This is a genomic window from Spongorhabdus nitratireducens, assembly GCA_947387575.1.
Classification (GTDB): Bacteria; Pseudomonadota; Gammaproteobacteria; order Pseudomonadales; family Endozoicomonadaceae; genus CANDOC01.
In genome coordinates this window covers 100,509-118,654 of record CANDOC010000007.1, presented here as the reverse complement: position 1 = coordinate 118,654, position 18,146 = coordinate 100,509, and the positions used below count along the sequence as shown (strand labels likewise).

The window sequence follows — 18,146 nt, the reverse complement described above, 5'->3', positions numbered from 1 at the left end:
AACAAGAGGTTGTATATGCGCTTGCCGGAAAATCCTGAAGTATTGATTATGGGGCATCCACTGCTGTTTGAGATGCAGCCGGAAGTGGCAACTGCAGATATCCTGACGGATGAGTTTCAGCACAACCTGCAGGTGATGGAACAAAGCCATATTGATCAGATTGGTGTTGGCCTTGCATCACCACAGATCGGCTGGGGTGTGAGAGTGTTGACCATTGGTATTTCCGAAGCTAACCGACAACGCTATCCCGCGGCACCGGATATTGATTTTCAGTACTGGATCAATCCGCGAATCGAAGTCAAAAGTGATGAAACATCCTGGGGCTGGGAAGGCTGCCTGTCACTACCTGGAGTGCGTGGTTGGGTTCAGCGCCATCACAGGATTGAGGTCTCTGGATTCAATGAGCGTGGTGAACCGATAGAAAAAGCGATGGAAGGGTTTGAAGCAAAAGTCTTCCAGCATGAATTTGATCATCTGGATGGTATTTTGTTTACCATGCGGATTGATGATCCGGGGCTGATCATTCCCAATGAAGCCATCTTCAAACAGGATGAGTGGGCAGATGACTGGCCAACCGCTGCCGCCCGTAATTCACCTCGGGGTGCGCTCTCTCCTGTCCGCTAAACCTTTGCAAGAACTCAAAACATAACGACTCCTAGAAAATGGAGTCGTCGTCATCGTCATCATTGATCAGGCGGGTAGTATCATCAGCTGCTTCCCGCAGCTCTTCACGATACCGACGACGATTAAGCAGCTTGGTCTGTACCGGAACGGGAAGCTCGGTAAACTGCATGATCTGCTTGTCTATCAGCAGGTCAATAACGTCTTCAAGTACCCGGATAAATTCGGCGTCGGTCTCCTGCATGACCTTGTTGCCGAGTACCGGGTTATTCTGCATAAAAGCGTGCAGGGCTTCGTCATCCAGCTCAACGGCTTCCCAGTCGTTGCTGACCGGATGTTCGGATACGGCATTAATTTTTCCCTGCTCGTCCTTGAGCACGTAAAGCATGGTGTGATCCTTTTTAATGCTTCCTCATTATTGAATGATAGGCAGACTTTGCAGCATCTGACGTAATAATATGCGCGACTGCTCATATAAATCGTCGCCAGGCTTGCCTTCGCTGCTGCTGGTGGTACTGACCAGCTTGCTGTTATCAGCCACATTCAGCACATCCAGTGTCAGGGCAACGACCGGTTTGCCATCATCATTAATTTCCCAGCGATCAATGGTGCCACCAAAGGCATATTTGACCTGATGCTGTTCAGCCCACTGGCGGCTGTTTTGAATACGGTGTGCCTGAGATAGCAGGTAAGTTGTAGAAGACACTTCGGTTGCCGGAGGCAGTTCCAGATTCTTGATACCCTGAGCTGGAGCCAGCACGGTCAGCATGCGTTGAACCTGATCGGTTGCTTCATCATTTTCTACATGACCGTAAAAGGGATAGATGGTCCAGCTGGCTTTGGCATCAGGTAATGGTGGTGCACTGCTACAGGCTGTGAGCAACAGGACGAAAAATGTCAGAAATGAAGCGAAGGATATTTTTTTCATGGCTTCAATTTATCCAGGTTGAGTTGTAACCACTGCATGGCGATCAGAGTTGTTGCATTGTTGATCTTGCCCTGCTGCATCAGTTCAAAGGCTTGTTCAACTGAAAAAGTATGTACCCGAATATCTTCATGTTCAGTTTCCAGTCCAGCCTGTTTACTGGCTCCAGAGGCGTCAGTCAGGCCACAGAACAGTGTGATCTTTTCGTTCGAAGCACCGGGGCTGAGATAATACTCGGTAATAGGAATCAGCTTTGAAACCTGACAACCGGACTCTTCAACGGCTTCACGACGGGCAACATCTTCAGCCGATTCTCCCGGTTCAACCAGTCCGGCAACCACTTCCAGCAGCCAGGGCGATGGGTCATCGGCTGCCATGGCTCCGGGGCGGAACTGTTCAACCATCACCACCTGCTGCTTTTCAGGATCGAACAGCAATACTCCGACTGCAGGCTGGCGCACCATCACCTCTCTGTTAATTGAGGCACTCCATCCACCTTCATACAGGCGATGCCGAAGCTGATAACAGTTCAGTCGAACATGACCGGAAAATGGCGTATCAATATTTTCAATATCGATATCCTGCTGGCTAAATTCAGTGTTTGATGTCATAAGCCCTGTGCTGACTCCGGCTGGTAGAGTTGATGTTCAAGAATGTAGCGACAGATGGCCGGTGTGACCAGATGCTCGATTTTTGGTGATGAGCTTTGCTGTACCAGGCTGCGTACTTCACTGCTTCTGGCTGCAACCCGCTCCTCCGCGGTAAACAGTGACCAGTTATTTTCAATATCCTGCCAGCGGTAAAAACGCTGCCAGGTTGCCGGATTCGCATTGTCAGGGCCCCGAATAAAACTGAGCGATACTGACTCACCTGACTGCTGATAAAGCTTCTCCAGCCAGGTCATTACATCCCAGGTTCTGACAGCCTGCTTGGGATTCTGATGTGCAATATCCCGTTCAATATCGCTGACTTCCACCGCAATGCCTGAATCACCCAGTTCTTTGGCAAAGGTTTCCAGCATTTCCAACCGAATATCGAATGGTAACGGTTGCTTGTTAAAAGCATGTGCTGCACAGGGTAATAGTAATATCAGGTCAAAATGTGCTGCTGCCTGCTCAATCACATCACGATGACCCAAAGTCGGTGGGTCAAAAGCGGACCCCAGTACGCCAATAGATTTAGTCACTGTCACGAATGAAATTTTTACCGTGCTCAAAAGTTATGAGCTGAATCATAATGAAAAATAAGGATCCCTGCCCTTTTCCGGCAGTTGCAAGCTGACTTACAGACCATTTCGCAGTAACAGTCAGAGTGATCCGAGCAGCAAAGCATAAGTGTATTAATGTTCTAGGTGAAGTCCGTAATGGTTGTGCAGTAATTACTCATGGCGGGGTCGGGGTGGCCTGATAGTCTGAATGACAGTTAGGGTGTTCCTTAACGATATTGTCTGACAGCCCTGATACGCTGTTTCCCCTCCTCCTCTTGCACATTGGTATCAGGGCTCTTTTCTCCTCCTTCACACATTGTCACTTTTTCAAAAACGGGCTTCTGGTTTTATAGATAAAACGAGTTTGACAGCTTCGAGGGAGATCTACCTATTAAAGCGTGACGGGTCTTCGGCTCATGGTTGGCCGCAGGTATGTTTGTCCGTAATTCATTTTAGAAGATGGTTTCGTAATGGCGAGTCGGTTGGGTAAAACTACTGACTTGTGACATTTTTTACAGCTGGGGATAATGGCCCTGCTTTTCATTACTCCCTGACTTTTGTTGCCGGAGTCACTGCCTGCGAGGCAAGACACTGGTAACGGTTAGAATGTTGAGCCTGGTATGTCGCCTCCTTCCCCCCTCTTAGACTGCCAGGCTTTTTTTAATTCTGCTTTTTCCCTTCTTACTTTATTCAGCCTGTTTTTATTCGTGTAACTCCAGTTCCATTGCGACCGGCAGATGATCTGATATTGTGCAGTTCAGCACCTGCATGGAATGCACTTTGATATTCTGACTGACCAATATGTGATCCAGAGCCCGCTTTGGGCGCCAGCTGGGAAATGTCTTCAGATCCTGAAAGCAGGTAATCCCGCAGCCTTCCAGCGGTGACCCGTGAAGCAGGCTGACGGAGGCTGTATTCATATCGCCCATCAGCACCACATAATCAAACTTGCGGATCAGTCGGGCAATATAAGCCAGTTGCAGGTTGCGACTGTATTTACTGAGTGAAAGATGCATGGCAACAACGGCCAGCTGTCTGTTATTGCTACAGTTAAAACTGGCCAGGATTGCACCGCGTCCGGGAATCCGACCGGGTAACTTGTGATCTTCAAGTACTTCAGGTTGATAATGCGATAACAGCCCATTACTGTGCTGAGCCAGCTTGCCCAGATTACGGTTGGTCTGGTGATACCAGTAAGGAAATCCTGCCTTGTGGGCCAGAAATTCAGTCTGGTTGATAAAATTGGTTCGTAGACTGCCGCCATCCACTTCCTGCAGCGCTACCAGGTCATAATCCTGCAATAGTGTGGAAATATTCGACAGGTTGCTGGAGCGTTTGCCATGGGGCAACAAATGCTGCCAGCTGCGGGTCAGATAGTGATGGTACTGCTGGGTGCGAATTCCGACCTGGACATTGAAAGTCAGCAGGCGGACTTTTTCAGGAAGCAGTTGAGTCATTGAGTGCTGTTTCGGGAGAAGCCCTTCTATTTATAATACATAACCCAAACAAAAAGCCCATGAGCTGAAAGCCAGAGGAGCGATAGTATGTCGATTGAAGTGGCAATCACTTTTTTTATCGCCATTTTTATATTTAGCATTACACCGGGCCCCGGCGTTTTTGCAATTCTTGCCAGGGCCATGGTCATGGGAAGCCGGAGCTGTTTCTTTCTGGCGCTGGGTATGGCGGTCAGTGACATTATCTATCTGGTTTTTGCCTGTCTCGGTCTGGCTGTCATTGCCGAGCACTGGGGGGAATGGTTTACCCTGGTTCGCTTTGCTGGTGCGGCTTATCTGCTGTATCTGGGTTACAAGTTGATCACGTCATCTTCAGCGACAGATCTGCCTGTGGCTGAGAAATCTGGTAGACGGTCTCAGTTTGCGAGTTTCTTTCAGGGGTTACTGATCTCGGCTTCCAACCCCAAAGTGATTCTGTTTTATATCGCTTTCCTGCCGACCTTTATGGATCTGTCTGCCTTGGATGCCGGCGATATCTCTTTAGCGGCAGCACTGTCGTTAATCGCATTAATGTCGGGTCTGATGTTGATTGCATTCTCTGCGGACCGGGCTGCCAGAATGCTGAAAACAACCAAAGCTGTCAGGCGGCTGAACTACTCTGCCGGCGGTCTCATGATGGGAGCCGGAGTGTATCTGGCCTTGAGTCGATGAGTCTTCCAGCCATAAAAAAAGCGGTGATGGTCAAACCATCACCGCTTTTTTTATATAAAGAGGCTTGATTACTGAGCCGCTTGTTTACGCTGACTGTTTTCTTTTTCAATCAGGTAATCAGCGATTGTCAGCATGTTTTCCACAGAGCCGGCACCGCGTGGTTCGATCACATACTTGCCGGCAACAACCAGAGCCGGAACGCCGGTCAGGCCGTAGCGACGAACATTGGTCATGGTCTTCTGAATCTGGCGCTGAACGCCAAAGGAAGCGTAGGCTTTTTTGAACTTCTGACCGTCTACACCGTACTTCTTCAGGAAGTCGGCCATATCATCCGGGGTTTTCAGGCGGTTCTTGCGAACCTGGATTTCCTGGAAAATATCAGCATGTGCTTCGTCAGACAGGCCGCCGATGCTTTGCAGGGCAAAGAACAGACGGGCGTGATTTTCCCAGATGGTGTCGCGGCGGAATACACCGGGAGAGCGGACAAACTTTACGTCTTGGCTCAGTTCTTTAGTCCAGTCTTCCAGAAATGGCTCAAGGCGGAAGCAGTGAGGGCAGCCATACCAGAAAATTTCCTTTACCTCGATCGGGGCATTGGCATCCTGCTGGGAAGAGGACAGCTTTCTGAAATGAACCCCTTCCTTGAAAGCAGCATCTTCTGCTGCCTGTACAGACATGGCTGCCGGCAGCAGCAGGGAAAACAGGAATACTAAACGGGCAAAGGATTGTCGCATATAACTCCCCGATAAACAGGTCAGGTCTGGTTTTCTGGCTACTGTACCTTATCGGCCGGGAGGAAGGAATGTGGGAACCCTGTCGGGTTTATAGCAGAAGTGTGACGCAAGAAGTGATAAAAACGTAAACCGGAAATGAAAACCCGGCAGCCGTTTGCAGGCTGCCGGTTATAGAAGACAGGTCGCAGAGATCAGTTCAGACCGCTGACGTAGTGACCCAGTGCTTCAATTTCCTTGGTGCTCAGCTTGGCAGCAATTGTCTGCATGATCTGGGCTTCGCCACCGTTGGTGCGATCACCTTCACGGTAGTCAGTCAGCTGCTTGATAATATACTGCGGGTGCTGTCCGGACAGAGTCGGGAAACCAGCCGGTGCATTACCCTTACCGGAGAAAGAGTGACAGGCGCTGCACGCTGCAATGCCACGCTCCAGATCACCACCGCGGTACAGCTTCTCACCCAGGGCAACGAACTTCGGATCAGTTGCGCTGGTCTTCGGAGTTTGCTTCGCGTAGTAAGCTGCAATACCCTGAATCTCGGAGTCGCTCAGGTTGCTGACAAACGCTGTCATTTCCGGAACGGAACGATTACCGTCACGAATATCGCTGATCTGGGTTGCCAGATAGCGAGTGCCCTGACCTGCCAGATTCGGATAGTTCGGAACAACACTCTGTCCGGTTGCTCCGTGACAGGCGCTACAGGTTCCTGTTAATTGTTTAATTCGTTCAGCACTGGGTTCTGCCTCAGCCATCGCCAGGCTGCTGACCCCCAGGGTAATGGCAACACTCAGTATGATTTTTTTCATGTACTCAACCCAACCACGGCTAGTCATCGCTTGTATTAACCCCGGCTGTTCCTTAGCAGGAGTTATAAAGGCCATGTAAAACAGTCCATGTAAAATATAACAGCCTGTCGTAACCCCCCTCTCCCGCAGGTTACCGACCTGCCGGTGCGTTGTATTTGAGTATGAAATACGGCGGCAGGATAGCGACTCTTATATTTTTACTTGTTAAAACCACGGCAGTATATACTATCCGTGCCTTAAAGCTGAACTCTATAAGACTATGACTTCTGAAAGCCAAGGCCTGAATTACCGAACTGCTCAATTTTTGATCAGTGCCCCCAAGCTCAAACTCTGCCCTCCTGATACCGGCCGGGAGGTTGCTTTTGCAGGCCGCTCCAATGCCGGCAAGTCCAGTGCCCTCAATACCCTGACCGGTTCCAGCAAGCTGGCGCGTACCAGTAAGACGCCCGGGCGCACCCAGCTGATTAACTTTTTCTCTATCACTGAAGATATCCGGTTGGTCGATTTGCCCGGTTATGGTTATGCCAAGGTTCCTGAAGCAATGAAGCGGGAATGGCAGCGTCATATGGATGAATATCTGAGTGAGCGGGAAAGCCTGAAAGGGCTGGTGCTGCTGATGGATATTCGTCATCCGCTGAAAGAATTTGACCAGATGCTGCTGGAATGGGGCCGCCAGTCCCATATGCCGGTGCACGTCTTGCTGACCAAGTCAGACAAGCTGAAATCCGGTGCCGCCAAGCGTGAACTGAACCTGATTCAGAATAAGCTGCGCGATATGGGCGGTGAAGTCAGTGTTCAGTTGTTTTCAGCCCTGAAAAAAACCGGTGTGGATAAGCTGGCAGCAAGGCTGGATGAATGGCTTGTGGCGGAAGAGCCTGAAGTCGATCAGGAAGAAGATTTTCACGAAGAAAGCTGATTGCTGGCATAAAAAAACTCCGGATACCCTGGGGGGAAGGAATCCGGAGTCAGAGTCTCCGTGAGCAACGGGCTCGAACGGAGTAATAATGCCAACACACGCTCTTAAAAAGAGCAAAACACACACAAGGAGTAGAACACGCAAGCCAGAAAACTGACCGGCTTAAAACTTTTGACGCCCCGTTGAAGAAAAAGTTTCATAAATTCTAAAAAAAATGCTCCTCATATTTTAAATCCGGGTTCCAATCATGACTGATGCCAGTAATACGCCTGCCCAACCTGACATTCCACACCTGCCGTTTGATGATCAATTGCCTGCTGTCGTGCGAAACAAGGTCGCCGATCACTGGGAGACATTTATTGAACGTGCCAGTGACCAAGAACTTTTATCGCAGCTGCAGAGCCTGTCTGAAGAAAGGCTTGCTGAACTGGTAACGGTCTGGGGCGGCAGTGACTATGTTGCCGAGCAATGCCAGCGTATACCGGAGCAGTTACTGGAACTGATTGATAGCAAGGCACTGGATACCGCCGATGGTCTGGATATTCATCGTCAAAACAAGCAGGCACTGCTGGATGGAATTACCGACGAAAATAGCCTGATGATACGGCTGCGTCAGTTCCGGCAGCAGCAGATGGTGCGGATTATCTGGCGCGACCTGACCCGTAAGGCGACAACCGTTCAGACAACACGAGATCTGTCTTTGATGGCAGAGCTGTGTATTGATGCAGCACTGGACTGGCTTTATGAGGATATGTGCAAGCTGTTTGGTACGCCCTGGGGAGAGTCCGGTCAACAGCGTCTGGTGGTGCTGGGTATGGGTAAGCTGGGTGCGTATGAACTGAATCTGTCATCAGACATTGATCTGATGTTTACCTTTGCCGAACAGGGTGAGACCAAAGGCGGCAGGCGCAGTTTGAGTAGCCAGGAATTTTTTGTACGACTGGGGCAGCGCCTGATCAAGGTGCTGGACCAACAGACGGCATACGGCTTCGTATTCCGGGTGGATATGCGGCTGCGCCCTTATGGCAGCAGCGGTGCGCTGGCACTGAGCTTTGGTGCAATGGAACAGTACTACCAGGATCAGGGTCGGGACTGGGAGCGCTATGCCATGATCAAAGCCCGGGTTGTTGCTGGGGATCGGCAGGCCGGCAGTGAACTACTGGCAACCCTGAAACCGTTTGTTTATCGACGCTATATCGATTTTGGTGCCATTGAAGCTTTGCGTGATATGAAGCGCCTGATTCAGCGTGAGGTCAAACGTCGTGGTATGCAGGAGAATGTCAAACTGGGTGCCGGCGGTATTCGGGAAGTAGAATTTATTGGCCAGGCCTTTCAGCTGATTCACGGTGGCCGGGACTTTAATCTGCAACACCGCTCGATTCTTACTGTGCTGGCAACACTTGGTGACAAAGGTTATCTGGAACCGGAAACAGTAAAGGATCTGAAAGCAGCCTATTTTTTCCTGCGTAATGCAGAGCATGCCCTGCAGGCCGTTGCTGATGCCCAGACCCAGACGCTGCCGGAAGCAGAAGATGCCAGAACAAGGCTGGCCTGGGTCATGGGATATAACAGTTGGGAAGCCTTTTCAGAACAGCTGGAGCAACATCGCAATAAGGTCAGAAAACAGTTTGATCATGTGGTTGCAGACCCTGATGAAGAAAATGAAGCCGGCAGCGAGCGGGAAGAGTGGGAAGATTTCTGGGATCAGCGTCTGACCGATGAAGAGGAAGTTGCTTTGCTGCAACGTCACGGTTTTGACGATCCGGCAGATATTCGAGATCGGTTATTAAAATTGCGGGACAGTCGGGTTGTATCCAGTCTTCAGCGGGAAGGTCGGCACCGGTTACGAGCCTTTATGCCGTTGCTGCTGCAGGCAGTCTCTAATCATGAAAAAGTGGATACCGCCCTGCAGCGGTTGCTGCCACTGGTTGAAGCGGTGCTGCGCAGGACAGCCTATCTGGTGCTGCTGCAGGAAAACCCTGATGCACTGGAACATTTGATCCGGCTTTGCGTAGCCAGTCCGTGGATTGCAGAACAGATTATCCGTCACCCGGTGCTGCTGGATGAGTTTCTGAACCTGGGTGCGCTTTATGATCCACCTCGTAAACATGAACTCCGGGATGAGCTGCGACAGCAGCTGGCGCATATTCAGGAAGACGACCTGGAAAACCTGATGGAAGCCTTGCGTCATTTCAAAATGGCGCATGTGCTTCGGGTGGCCGCTGCTCAGCTGGCAGGCAGCCTGCCTTTGATGAAGGAAAGTGACTATCTCACCGATATCGCCGAGGTCATTCTGGAAGCTGTGGTGGATATCGCCTGGCGTGATATGACAAGCCGTTACGGACGGCCGCAGCGGGAAGATGGTTCACTGTGTGATCCCGGCTTTGCCATTATTGCCTATGGCAAATTGGGAGGTATTGAACTGGGGCCGGGCTCTGATCTGGATCTGGTATTTCTTCATGATGGCGCAGAGATGCGACCGACTGATGGCGAACGCTCAATCGACAGTGGTGTGTTCTTTATGCGGATGGGGCAACGCATTCTGCATATCATGACGACCCGAACCAACTCGGGCCAGCTTTATGATGTCGATATGCGGCTGCGACCATCCGGCAAGTCAGGTCTGATGGTAACCTCGCTCAAATCCTTTGATAACTACCAGCAGAACAGTGCCTGGACCTGGGAGCATCAGGCATTGGTCAGAGCCCGGTTAGTAGCCGGTTGCCTGCGGGTAGGAGAGGCTTTCCAGAAGGTTCGGTCCCGGGTGCTGAGCAAGGAGCGCGATATTGCCCAGCTGCAGCTGGATGTACGGACGATGCGGCAGAAAATGCGTGATCATTTGGGAACCCGGGAGACCGCTGCCGGCTCTAAACCTTCAGCATGGGATGCGACAGGTATTTTTGATATCAAACACGATGCAGGTGGTATCGTTGATATCGAATTTATGGTGCAATACGCCGTACTGGCCCGGGCTCATAACTACCCGGAACTGCTTCGGTTTACAGACAACATTCGAATAACAGAACAGCTGCAACAGGCAGATGTTTTGTCTGAAGCAGATGCCAGCCTGTTGCGAGAGGCTTACAAGGCCTTCCGGCAGGAAATCCACCGTCTGGCGCTGCAAAACAAGAAGGCGAAAATCAGTGGTGACCGGTTTCATGAATACCGTCAGGGCGTGATCCGTATCTGGCAGGAACACCTGGAGCCGGCTCTCAAAGCATAAATAGCAGGGGACTCTTTATTATTGAACCAAGCTTGTTATCGAACAGAGCTTGTCATCGAAAAGAGTCTCTTACACAGAATAAAATCGCCAAAATTGAAGCCCTGCCCTCTCTGCCAATGAGCAGATAAACAAATGCAGGTAACGGGCAGGCTTTGCGGCAAATAAAATGCTGGAGTTTAGGATGTCATTTGCTGAACGTGACGGACTCATCTGGTTTGATGGAAAAATGGTACCCTGGCGTGAGGCCAAGACCCACGTACTGACTCACACCCTGCATTATGGAATGGGTGTGTTTGAAGGCGTGCGAGCCTACGCAACTGACAATGGGCCAGCCATTTTTCGACTGCAGGAACATACCGAGCGACTGTTCCGCAGTGCCCATATTCTGAATATGAACATGCCCTTCAATGCATCCGAGCTGATGGAAGCGCAAAAGGCTGTTGTCCGCGAAAACAATCTGACCGAAGCCTATCTACGCCCCATGTGCTTTTATGGCTCCGAAGGTATGGGGCTGCGGGCAGATAACCTGAAAACCCATGTCATTGTGGCGGCGTGGGAATGGCCTTCCTATATGGATCCGGCTGCCAAAGAGCAGGGGATTAAAATCAGAACTTCGTCTTATACCCGGCATCATGTGAATATCACCATGTGCAAGGCCAAGGCGAACGGCAACTACATGAACTCCATGCTGGCACTGAAAGAAGCACTGGATTGTGGTTGCGAGGAAGCTCTGTTGCTGGATAACGAAGGATATGTGGCAGAAGGCAGTGGCGAGAATATTTTCCTGGTCAAAAATGGTGTCGTATATACACCGGAACTGACCAGCTGCCTGGAAGGTATTACCCGCGACACTATCATGCGGTTCTGTGCAGATATCGGCCTTGAAGTGCGGGAAAAGCGAATCACCCGGGATGAAGTCTACGTCGCGGATGAAGCCTTTTTCACTGGTACTGCAGCTGAAGTTCTGCCGATTCGTGAGCACGATGGCCGGGTGATTGGCAGTGGCAAGCGTGGTCCTGTGACAGAGAAGCTGCAGCGGATGTACTTTGATCAGGTGTGTGGTCGCCGTGATGCTTACCCGGAATGGCAGACAACCGTAATCTCCTGACTTAGCGGGTATCTGACCGGAGCACTGAGGCAGGAATGTCGTAGTAAAAGCAGTTGATCGCGGTAAAATAAGTATTTTCAGTTCTTGGAAAGGTAGCATTTACCCTTATTCTGGGGGAATGGCTGCCTTTTCTGCTTTTTGCTCTGGGGAAAACGCTCTGGGGGAAAGCCCCTTTTTTCTTCATGCAGCTGGCTGGTTAGGTTTAGGTGCCCCGGTTTACCCGCGGTGTAATGTGGAGACTCTGTGAAATATCTGGTTGTAGGTCCGTCCTGGGTTGGCGATATGGTCATGGCTCAAAGCCTGTTCAAGACCCTGAAACAACAACACCCCGATTGCTGTATTGAGGTACTGGCACCCGCCTGGAGTCGCCCGTTGCTGGATCGAATGCCCGAAGTCCACACCAGCATCAATATGCCGGTAGGTCATGGCAAGCTGGATCTGGGCATGCGCCGCAAGGTGGCGAGGGAGCTGGCTCGTTATGAATATGATGAAGCGATACTACTGCCCAATTCACTGAAGTCTGCACTGATTCCCTGGCTCGCCGGTATTCCGGTACGAACCGGCTGGCGTGGTGAAATGCGCTTCGGCTTGCTGAATGATATTCGTCTGCTGGATAAAAAACGTTATCCACTGATGGTTGAGCGCTTTGTTGCTCTGGGGCTGCCCGCTCAGGCAAAACTGCCGGAACAGCTGCCTCGGCCGGCGCTGCAGATTGCTGAGGATTCTCTGGCGGCAGCACTGGAAACCTATCATCTGGAAACCGACCGTCCGGTATTGGCGCTTTGCCCGGGAGCAGAGTTCGGCCCGGCAAAACGCTGGCCGGAAGAATACTACGCCGAAGTTGCCAGAGTTCGGGCTGAAGCCGGCTGGCAGGTATGGTTGTTTGGTTCGGAAAAAGACAAACCGGTTGCTGAAGATATTCGTGACAGCCTGCCGGAAGAGCTGCAGCATCTATGTGTCAATCTGGCTGGCATGACCAAACTGGCTGAAGCGGTGGATTTGCTGTCTGTTGCAGATGCTGTTGTCAGTAATGACTCCGGGCTTATGCATATCGCCGCGGCCCTCGAACGGCCACTGGTTGTGGTCTATGGCTCCACTTCGCCTGAATTTACCCCTCCCCTGAATGAAAACAAGGCCATTGTCTCCACTGGCATTGAATGTAGCCCCTGTTTCAAGCGGGAATGCCCACTGGGTCATCTGCGCTGTCTGAAAGAACTGATGCCGGAGCAGGTGATTGAAGCGTTGGACAAGCTGGCGCCGGCAACTGTCAAAATGGCAGGTACTGAAGAATGAAAGTACTTGTTATCAAAACATCCTCAATGGGGGATGTTATTCACACCCTGCCGGCGTTAACGGATGCGGTGACAGCCATCCCCGGTATTCGTTTTGACTGGGTGGTGGAAGAAGGTTTTGCCGAGATTCCGGCCTGGCATCCTGCTGTTGACCGGGTACTGCCGGTAGCCTTACGACGCTGGCGCAAAAATATTCTGCAGACATGGCGCAGTGGGGAGTGGCGTGCTTTCAAACAGGCGCTGCTGGCTCAGGAATATGATGCGGTTATTGATGCCCAGGGTTTGCTAAAGAGTGCTTTCCTGGTGCGTTATGGCCGGGGACCAAGTTACGGGCTGGATAAAAACTCTGCCCGGGAACCGCTGTCTGCAAGGTTTTATGATCATCCGGTGGCTGTTGCCAAAGAGCAGCATGCGGTTGAACGGGTGCGGCAGCTGTTTGCTCAATCGCTGGGTTATAGCCTGCCCGAAGGTCAGCAAGGTCATTTCAGCCTTTCGGCTGAAGTATTTGAAGATCGTGAGGGTTTGCGTCCTGCCAGTCCATATGTGGTATTTCTGCATGGCACAACCTGGCCTGACAAACACTGGCCAGAGTCCTACTGGTGTCAGCTGGCGGACAGACTGGCGGCCCGTGGAATGAACATTGTGCTGCCCTGGGGTAATCCGGTTGAACGCGAGCGTGCGGAGAGAATCCAACAAAGCTGTAAGGGTGTTACAGTCCTGCCCAGACTGAGACTGCGTCAGGTGGCATCGGTTATTGCCGGAGCGCAGGCCGTTGTGGCCGTGGATACCGGGCTTGGCCATTTGACTGCAGCACTGGAAGTACCGGGAGTATCTCTTTACGGGCCGACACGCCCGTTGCTGGTGGGCGCCTACGGTGATAATCAGCAGCATCTGGTAGCAAAAGACTGCAATCCGGTTAACTGTCCGGATATTGAACCACAGATATTTGCTCCACTGACTCCGGATATTGTGATGGATGCGCTGCAACCAGCGCTGGATCGAGCCTCAATATGAAACTGGCATTTATTCTTTTTAAATATTTTCCGTTTGGCGGATTGCAGCGGGATTTTATCCGCATTGCCGGTATCTGCCATGAACGGGGACACCAGGTGCGGGTGTACTGCATGGCCTGGGAAGGGCCGCAGCCGGAAGGTTTTGATATCCGCATTCTGCCTGCTTCCGGCTTTGCAGCAACAACCCGCAATGCACGCTTCCATGAACAGGTGATGAAATCACTGCAGGCTGAACCGGTTGATCAGGTCGTTGGATTTAACCGGATGCCCGGGCTGGATGTTTACTATGCCGCCGATACCTGCTTTGAAGAAAAAGCGCAGAAACAGCGCTCCTGGCTCTATCGCCAGACCGAACGCTATCGCCAGTTTTCCGGCTGGGAACGTGAGGTCTTCGGTGCTGATAAAATCACTCGGGTGCTGCTGATTTCGGCCATTCAGAAAGGTCTGTTCAAACTGTATTACCGGACGCAGGAAGAACGTATGTTTTTGCTGCCGCCAGGTATTGCCCGTGATCGTTGTCGTCCGGAAAACGGTGATGAGATCCGGGCAGAGTTCCGTCAGGAATTTGGTTTGAGTGATGATGACCGGCTGGTGCTGATGGTCGGTTCAGGCTTTCGTACCAAAGGTCTGGATCGCGCGATTCAGGCACTGGCCTCACTGCCGGAGCAACAGAAAAAACGTACCCGCTTTTTTGTTATCGGGCAGGACAAACCCAAAGCGTTTCTGCAACAGGCCCGCAAGCAGGGAGTATCAGAGCACATTACCTTCTTCTCTGGCCGGGATGATGTTCCCCGGTTTCTGCTGGGCGCTGATGTGTTGATTCATCCGGCTTACAACGAGAACACCGGAACCGTCCTGCTGGAAGCACTGGTTGCAGGCTTGCCGGTACTGGTTACCGATGTTTGTGGTTATGCCGCTTACATTGACGAAGCGAAGGCTGGCAAGCTGATCAAATCGCCTTTTAAGCAGGATGAGCTGAACCGTGCGCTTGCTGAAATGCTGGATTCCCCGGAACGTCAGCAATGGCAGCAGAATGCGCTGGCCTATGCCGCTGATGCGGATATTTACGATATGCCACTGCGAGCAGTGGAAGTGATTGAAGCGTCAGGTGAGCGAGGTACTGATGCTGTATCTGAATGAGGAGTTTCGTCAGGCCTGGAAGCAGCAGGACCCTTTTGCAGTGGTGGAAACCCTGCAGGGTGAAGTGTATCGCCAGCTTGAAGCACGCAAGACATTGAGGTTTGAGCTCAACGGCAAGGGCTTTTTCGTCAAGATTCACCGTGGTGTCGGTTGGCTGGAGATTGTGGAAAACCTGATCCGGCTGCGTATGCCGGTACTGGGTGCAGAAAATGAATGGCAGGCTATCGCTCATCTGGAGCAGCAGGGCATCGGTACCATGCATACTGTCGCTTACGGCAAGCGGGGCAGTAATCCGGCAGCACAGCAATCGTTTATTGTGACGGAAGAGCTGGCCAATATGGTCAGCCTTGAAGATTTTTGTATGGGATGGGACAAGAGCCCTCCCGCGTTCAGTCTCAAGCGAGCTCTGGTTCACAAATTGGCTGATATCAGTCGCCGTATGCATCAAAGCGGTATGAACCACCGCGATTATTACCTGTGTCATTTCCTGTTGGATCTGTCAAAGGGCGAGCCTTCTGCTGACAACCTTGATCTGTACCTGATCGACCTGCACCGTAGCCAGCTTAGAAAAAGCACCCCGAAACGGTGGGTAATCAAGGATTTGTCCGGACTGTATTTTTCAGCGCTGGATATTGGCCTCAGCGACCGTGATCTGCTGCGTTTTGTCCGTATCTATACCGGGCTGCCATTGAAACAGGCCCTGAAACAGTTTGACTGGCTGTGGCAACCGCTGATGAAGAAAGCAGCAAAGCTGCAGGCTCGAACCGAGCGCAAGGGTTCGGAGATCAAGTAATGTTGTTAACGACGGAATGGACCATTACCGACGAGTGGAAGAATACGCCGGAAGCGGAAATCTTCAGCTCGCTGAAAAAGGTCTTTGAACTGGAAGGACGGATTGTTGCTGCTGATTCTGAAAGCTGTGTCTTTCCATTCAAGGTGGGTGATCGTCGCTACTATGTTAAGCGTTACCACGCCACCAAGGGATTACGCAGTTATCTGGGCTGGAGCCGGATCAAGGTAGAGTGGGAAAACCAGCTGTATTTTCTCAAACTGGGGCTGCCAGCTGCCAAGGTTGTGGCCTATGGTCAGGAGCGCATCTTTTCCAAAACCCAGCGTGGAGTTCTGATCACTGAAGCGCTGGAAGGCACCATTGACCTGGCCGAACTGGCGCGAAACGGCTCGCCGCTGTTCCGGGATCGCAAGTGGGTTAAGAAGATCAGCTGCAAAGTGGCTCATATTGCCCGCACCCTGCACAGAAACAGTTTTGTTCACAATGATTTCAAGTGGCGTAATATTCTGATTACCCCGACATCCGAGCCGGAAGCCTTCCTGATTGATTGCCCGGCAGGGCAGAAATGGCATCCCCCTTTTCTGGAATATCGGATAGTCAAGGATCTGGCTTGTCTGGACAAAGTGGCCAAATATCAGCTGACCCGAACCCAGCGTCTACGCTTCTTGCTGGAGTACCACCAGAGCAACAGTCTGACACCGGAAATCAAGCAACAGGCAAGGAAGGTCGTACGGTTCTTTGAGGGACGGGAATGATGAACGGACATCAACTGGCTGCACTGAAACAGAAACCTTCTGTCCCGCTTGATCTTGGTGATGGTCTGGTAATGGAGTCCATTCTGAGGTTCCTGCCGGGCAAACGTATTGTGGGTAAATGCCGCTCGGGTGATCGGACACTGCTGGTTAAATGTTTTATTGGTGATTCAAGGGAACGTCATGCCCGGCGTGAAGTTGCCGGGGCAAGGGCATTTGCCGCGGCTGATATCCAGACCCCCGGGATTGTTACCAGTGGCCCGAATACTGCGGGTGATATGCAGCTTGTAAGCTTTGAATATTTACCGGAAGCGGTCAGCTTTACCTCTGTCTGGAATGAGAATGCGGATGACAGGCAGCGAGTAGAGTGGATGATTGCTGCCGTGCATTTACTGGGTAAACTGCATTTGGCCGGTGTCTGTCAGGATGATATCCACCTGGATAATCTGCTCTGGAGTCAGGGCAAGTTATGGATGATTGATGGCGGTGGTGCAGATATCAGCAGCTACAAACAGAACAAGCCGCTGACCGATGTAAAAGCCAAGGAAAATCTGGCTCGCTTCTTTGCGGTATTTTTTCCGCGTTATGATCGCCTGCTGGAACAGGTTTATCCGGCATGGTGTGAGCAGACCGGATTTTTGCCGGATTCACTGGAACAACTGCTCGAACGTATTCAGCGTCAGCGCAAGTGGCGAGAACGCTTCCTGGAAAAAACGCTGCGTACCTGCACCGATTTCCTTACCGAAAAAACTGCATCCCGCTTCTTCTCTGTTCGCCGTGATCAGGACAGCGAGGCGTTACGGCATTTTCTTGATGATCCCGATAGTTACTTCAAGCCCGAACATGTGATCAAGGCCGGCAGCACCAATACGGTGGCAGTGTTTGCTTTGAAAGATGGTCGCAAGGTTGTCGCCAAGCGCTATCTCAGTCGTAAAAACTGGCTTCACACCATGTTGAGAACTCTGCGGACTTCTCGGGCAGAGCAGAGCTGGAAGAGTGCGCACCTGTTAAAAATGCTGGGTATTCCGACAGCAGAACCACTTGCCATGCTCGAGCTGCGAACCGGCCCACTAGTGACCTGCAGTTATGTTGTGAATGAATGGGTTCCCAACGAACAGCTGATGAATTATTTTGGCCGTGAGGAGGGCGAAGTCCTTCCCCATGACTCCGCTGAAGAACAGAAGATTGCCGAACAGGCCGCTATGATTATCGAGTCACTCGGACGGGGTCTGGTTGCTCATGGTGACCTGAAGGCCAATAACTTTCTGGTGCATCAGGCTGACAAACAAGTGTTACTGGTTGACCTCGACTCAATGAAGTCGTACAAGAATTCAGCCGGGTTTGCAGCGGCCAGAGAAAAAGACCTGGAGCGTTTCAACCGTAACTGGGTCAACAACCGCCGGGTTCAGGCACTTTTCCAACCTCTAACACCAACACACTGACTGAATGCAGTGCTG

General features: G+C 51.5%; 18 protein-coding genes. 11 read left to right on the top strand and 7 right to left on the bottom strand.

The window, feature by feature from the left end; translation table 11 throughout:
- Positions 1-15 precede the first annotated feature (15 nt).
- Complete coding sequence (def, locus tag ACYZZ0_RS14050) at positions 16-624, top strand: peptide deformylase (RefSeq protein WP_461537265.1); 609 nt, start codon at positions 16-18, stop codon at positions 622-624.
- Positions 625-655: 31 nt separating this feature from the next.
- On the opposite strand, the gene ACYZZ0_RS14045 is transcribed toward def, so the two are convergent.
- The 5 genes from ACYZZ0_RS14045 to ACYZZ0_RS14025 form a co-directional block, all read right to left on the bottom strand.
- Positions 656-1,009, bottom strand: a complete 354-nt coding sequence (locus ACYZZ0_RS14045; RefSeq protein WP_461537264.1) for a hypothetical protein — start codon at positions 1,007-1,009, stop codon at positions 656-658.
- A gap of 27 nt (positions 1,010-1,036) precedes the next feature.
- A complete protein-coding gene (locus tag ACYZZ0_RS14040; RefSeq protein ID WP_461537263.1) occupies positions 1,037-1,549 on the bottom strand; it encodes a hypothetical protein in 513 nt (170 codons plus the stop codon).
- Positions 1,546-2,157, bottom strand: a complete 612-nt coding sequence (locus tag ACYZZ0_RS14035; RefSeq protein WP_461537262.1) for an NUDIX domain-containing protein — start codon at positions 2,155-2,157, stop codon at positions 1,546-1,548. Before ACYZZ0_RS14035 ends, ACYZZ0_RS14040 begins: the two co-directional genes overlap by 4 nt.
- Positions 2,154-2,738, bottom strand: a complete 585-nt coding sequence (locus tag ACYZZ0_RS14030) for an adenylyltransferase/cytidyltransferase family protein (RefSeq protein ID WP_461537261.1) — start codon at positions 2,736-2,738, stop codon at positions 2,154-2,156. Before ACYZZ0_RS14030 ends, ACYZZ0_RS14035 begins: the two co-directional genes overlap by 4 nt.
- Positions 2,739-3,454: 716 nt before the next feature.
- The gene (locus ACYZZ0_RS14025; RefSeq protein WP_461537260.1) at positions 3,455-4,210 is read right to left on the bottom strand and encodes an endonuclease/exonuclease/phosphatase family protein; all 756 of its coding nucleotides are present in this window, start codon (positions 4,208-4,210) and stop codon (positions 3,455-3,457) included.
- A gap of 87 nt (positions 4,211-4,297) precedes the next feature.
- On the opposite strand from ACYZZ0_RS14025, the gene ACYZZ0_RS14020 reads away from it, so the two are divergent.
- Positions 4,298-4,918 (top strand): LysE family translocator, encoded by a 621-nt coding sequence (locus ACYZZ0_RS14020; protein ID WP_461537259.1) that lies wholly within the window; start codon positions 4,298-4,300, stop codon positions 4,916-4,918.
- Positions 4,919-4,986: 68 nt separating this feature from the next.
- Here the strand turns inward: ACYZZ0_RS14020 and ACYZZ0_RS14015 are convergent, their stop codons facing one another.
- Both ACYZZ0_RS14015 and ACYZZ0_RS14010 read right to left on the bottom strand, forming a co-directional pair.
- Positions 4,987-5,652: a thiol:disulfide interchange protein DsbA/DsbL gene (locus ACYZZ0_RS14015; RefSeq protein ID WP_461537258.1), complete on the bottom strand. Its 666-nt coding sequence runs from the start codon at positions 5,650-5,652 to the stop codon at positions 4,987-4,989.
- 191 nt (positions 5,653-5,843) lie between these two features.
- Entirely contained in the window at positions 5,844-6,455 is a 612-nt protein-coding gene (locus ACYZZ0_RS14010) for a c-type cytochrome (RefSeq protein WP_461537257.1), read from the bottom strand.
- A 259-nt stretch (positions 6,456-6,714) separates the two neighbouring features.
- On the opposite strand from ACYZZ0_RS14010, the gene yihA reads away from it, so the two are divergent.
- The 9 genes from yihA to ACYZZ0_RS13965 all read left to right on the top strand — a co-directional run bounded on the left by yihA (position 6,715) and on the right by ACYZZ0_RS13965 (position 18,131).
- On the top strand, positions 6,715-7,371 hold the full coding sequence (gene yihA / locus ACYZZ0_RS14005) for a ribosome biogenesis GTP-binding protein YihA/YsxC (RefSeq protein WP_461537256.1): 657 nt from the start codon (positions 6,715-6,717) through the stop codon (positions 7,369-7,371).
- A 247-nt stretch (positions 7,372-7,618) separates the two neighbouring features.
- On the top strand, positions 7,619-10,594 hold the full coding sequence (glnE, locus tag ACYZZ0_RS14000; protein ID WP_461537255.1) for a bifunctional [glutamate--ammonia ligase]-adenylyl-L-tyrosine phosphorylase/[glutamate--ammonia-ligase] adenylyltransferase: 2,976 nt from the start codon (positions 7,619-7,621) through the stop codon (positions 10,592-10,594).
- Between the two features lie 181 nt (positions 10,595-10,775).
- Positions 10,776-11,702 (top strand): branched-chain amino acid transaminase, encoded by a 927-nt coding sequence (locus ACYZZ0_RS13995; protein ID WP_461537254.1) that lies wholly within the window; start codon positions 10,776-10,778, stop codon positions 11,700-11,702.
- 243 nt (positions 11,703-11,945) lie between these two features.
- Positions 11,946-12,995 (top strand): lipopolysaccharide heptosyltransferase II, encoded by a 1,050-nt coding sequence (gene waaF / locus ACYZZ0_RS13990; protein ID WP_461537253.1) that lies wholly within the window; start codon positions 11,946-11,948, stop codon positions 12,993-12,995.
- Complete coding sequence (gene waaC, locus ACYZZ0_RS13985) at positions 12,992-14,008, top strand: lipopolysaccharide heptosyltransferase I (protein ID WP_461537252.1); 1,017 nt, start codon at positions 12,992-12,994, stop codon at positions 14,006-14,008. Before waaF ends, waaC begins: the two co-directional genes overlap by 4 nt.
- The gene (locus ACYZZ0_RS13980; protein ID WP_461537251.1) at positions 14,005-15,147 is read left to right on the top strand and encodes a glycosyltransferase family 4 protein; all 1,143 of its coding nucleotides are present in this window, start codon (positions 14,005-14,007) and stop codon (positions 15,145-15,147) included. Before waaC ends, ACYZZ0_RS13980 begins: the two co-directional genes overlap by 4 nt.
- Positions 15,116-15,940 carry a lipopolysaccharide core heptose(I) kinase RfaP gene (gene rfaP, locus ACYZZ0_RS13975; protein WP_461537250.1) on the top strand — a complete coding sequence of 275 codons (825 nt, stop codon included), beginning with the start codon at positions 15,116-15,118 and terminating at the stop codon, positions 15,938-15,940. Before ACYZZ0_RS13980 ends, rfaP begins: the two co-directional genes overlap by 32 nt.
- Positions 15,940-16,692, top strand: coding sequence for a lipopolysaccharide kinase InaA family protein (locus ACYZZ0_RS13970; RefSeq protein WP_461537249.1), 753 nt, complete (start codon positions 15,940-15,942; stop codon positions 16,690-16,692). The genes rfaP and ACYZZ0_RS13970 overlap by 1 nt, the downstream gene beginning before the upstream one ends.
- On the top strand, positions 16,689-18,131 hold the full coding sequence (locus ACYZZ0_RS13965; protein ID WP_461537248.1) for a lipopolysaccharide kinase InaA family protein: 1,443 nt from the start codon (positions 16,689-16,691) through the stop codon (positions 18,129-18,131). The genes ACYZZ0_RS13970 and ACYZZ0_RS13965 overlap by 4 nt, the downstream gene beginning before the upstream one ends.
- Positions 18,132-18,146 lie beyond the last annotated feature (15 nt).

Excerpts from the sequence above, each read along its gene's own strand:
- def (WP_461537265.1), top strand. The coding sequence starts at position 16 with ATGCGCTTGCCGGAAAATCCTGAAGTATTGATTATGGGGCATCCACTG.
- ACYZZ0_RS14045 (WP_461537264.1), bottom strand. The coding sequence starts at position 1,009 with ATGCTTTACGTGCTCAAGGACGAGCAGGGAAAAATTAATGCCGTATCC.
- ACYZZ0_RS14040 (WP_461537263.1), bottom strand. The coding sequence starts at position 1,549 with ATGAAAAAAATATCCTTCGCTTCATTTCTGACATTTTTCGTCCTGTTG.
- ACYZZ0_RS14035 (WP_461537262.1), bottom strand. The coding sequence starts at position 2,157 with ATGACATCAAACACTGAATTTAGCCAGCAGGATATCGATATTGAAAAT.
- ACYZZ0_RS14025 (WP_461537260.1), bottom strand. The coding sequence starts at position 4,210 with ATGACTCAACTGCTTCCTGAAAAAGTCCGCCTGCTGACTTTCAATGTC.
- ACYZZ0_RS14020 (WP_461537259.1), top strand. The coding sequence starts at position 4,298 with ATGTCGATTGAAGTGGCAATCACTTTTTTTATCGCCATTTTTATATTT.
- ACYZZ0_RS14015 (WP_461537258.1), bottom strand. The coding sequence starts at position 5,652 with ATGCGACAATCCTTTGCCCGTTTAGTATTCCTGTTTTCCCTGCTGCTG.
- ACYZZ0_RS14010 (WP_461537257.1), bottom strand. The coding sequence starts at position 6,455 with ATGAAAAAAATCATACTGAGTGTTGCCATTACCCTGGGGGTCAGCAGC.
- yihA (WP_461537256.1), top strand. The coding sequence starts at position 6,715 with ATGACTTCTGAAAGCCAAGGCCTGAATTACCGAACTGCTCAATTTTTG.
- glnE (WP_461537255.1), top strand. The coding sequence starts at position 7,619 with ATGACTGATGCCAGTAATACGCCTGCCCAACCTGACATTCCACACCTG.
- ACYZZ0_RS13995 (WP_461537254.1), top strand. The coding sequence starts at position 10,776 with ATGTCATTTGCTGAACGTGACGGACTCATCTGGTTTGATGGAAAAATG.
- waaC (WP_461537252.1), top strand. The coding sequence starts at position 12,992 with ATGAAAGTACTTGTTATCAAAACATCCTCAATGGGGGATGTTATTCAC.
- ACYZZ0_RS13980 (WP_461537251.1), top strand. The coding sequence starts at position 14,005 with ATGAAACTGGCATTTATTCTTTTTAAATATTTTCCGTTTGGCGGATTG.
- ACYZZ0_RS13970 (WP_461537249.1), top strand. The coding sequence starts at position 15,940 with ATGTTGTTAACGACGGAATGGACCATTACCGACGAGTGGAAGAATACG.
- ACYZZ0_RS13965 (WP_461537248.1), top strand. The coding sequence starts at position 16,689 with ATGATGAACGGACATCAACTGGCTGCACTGAAACAGAAACCTTCTGTC.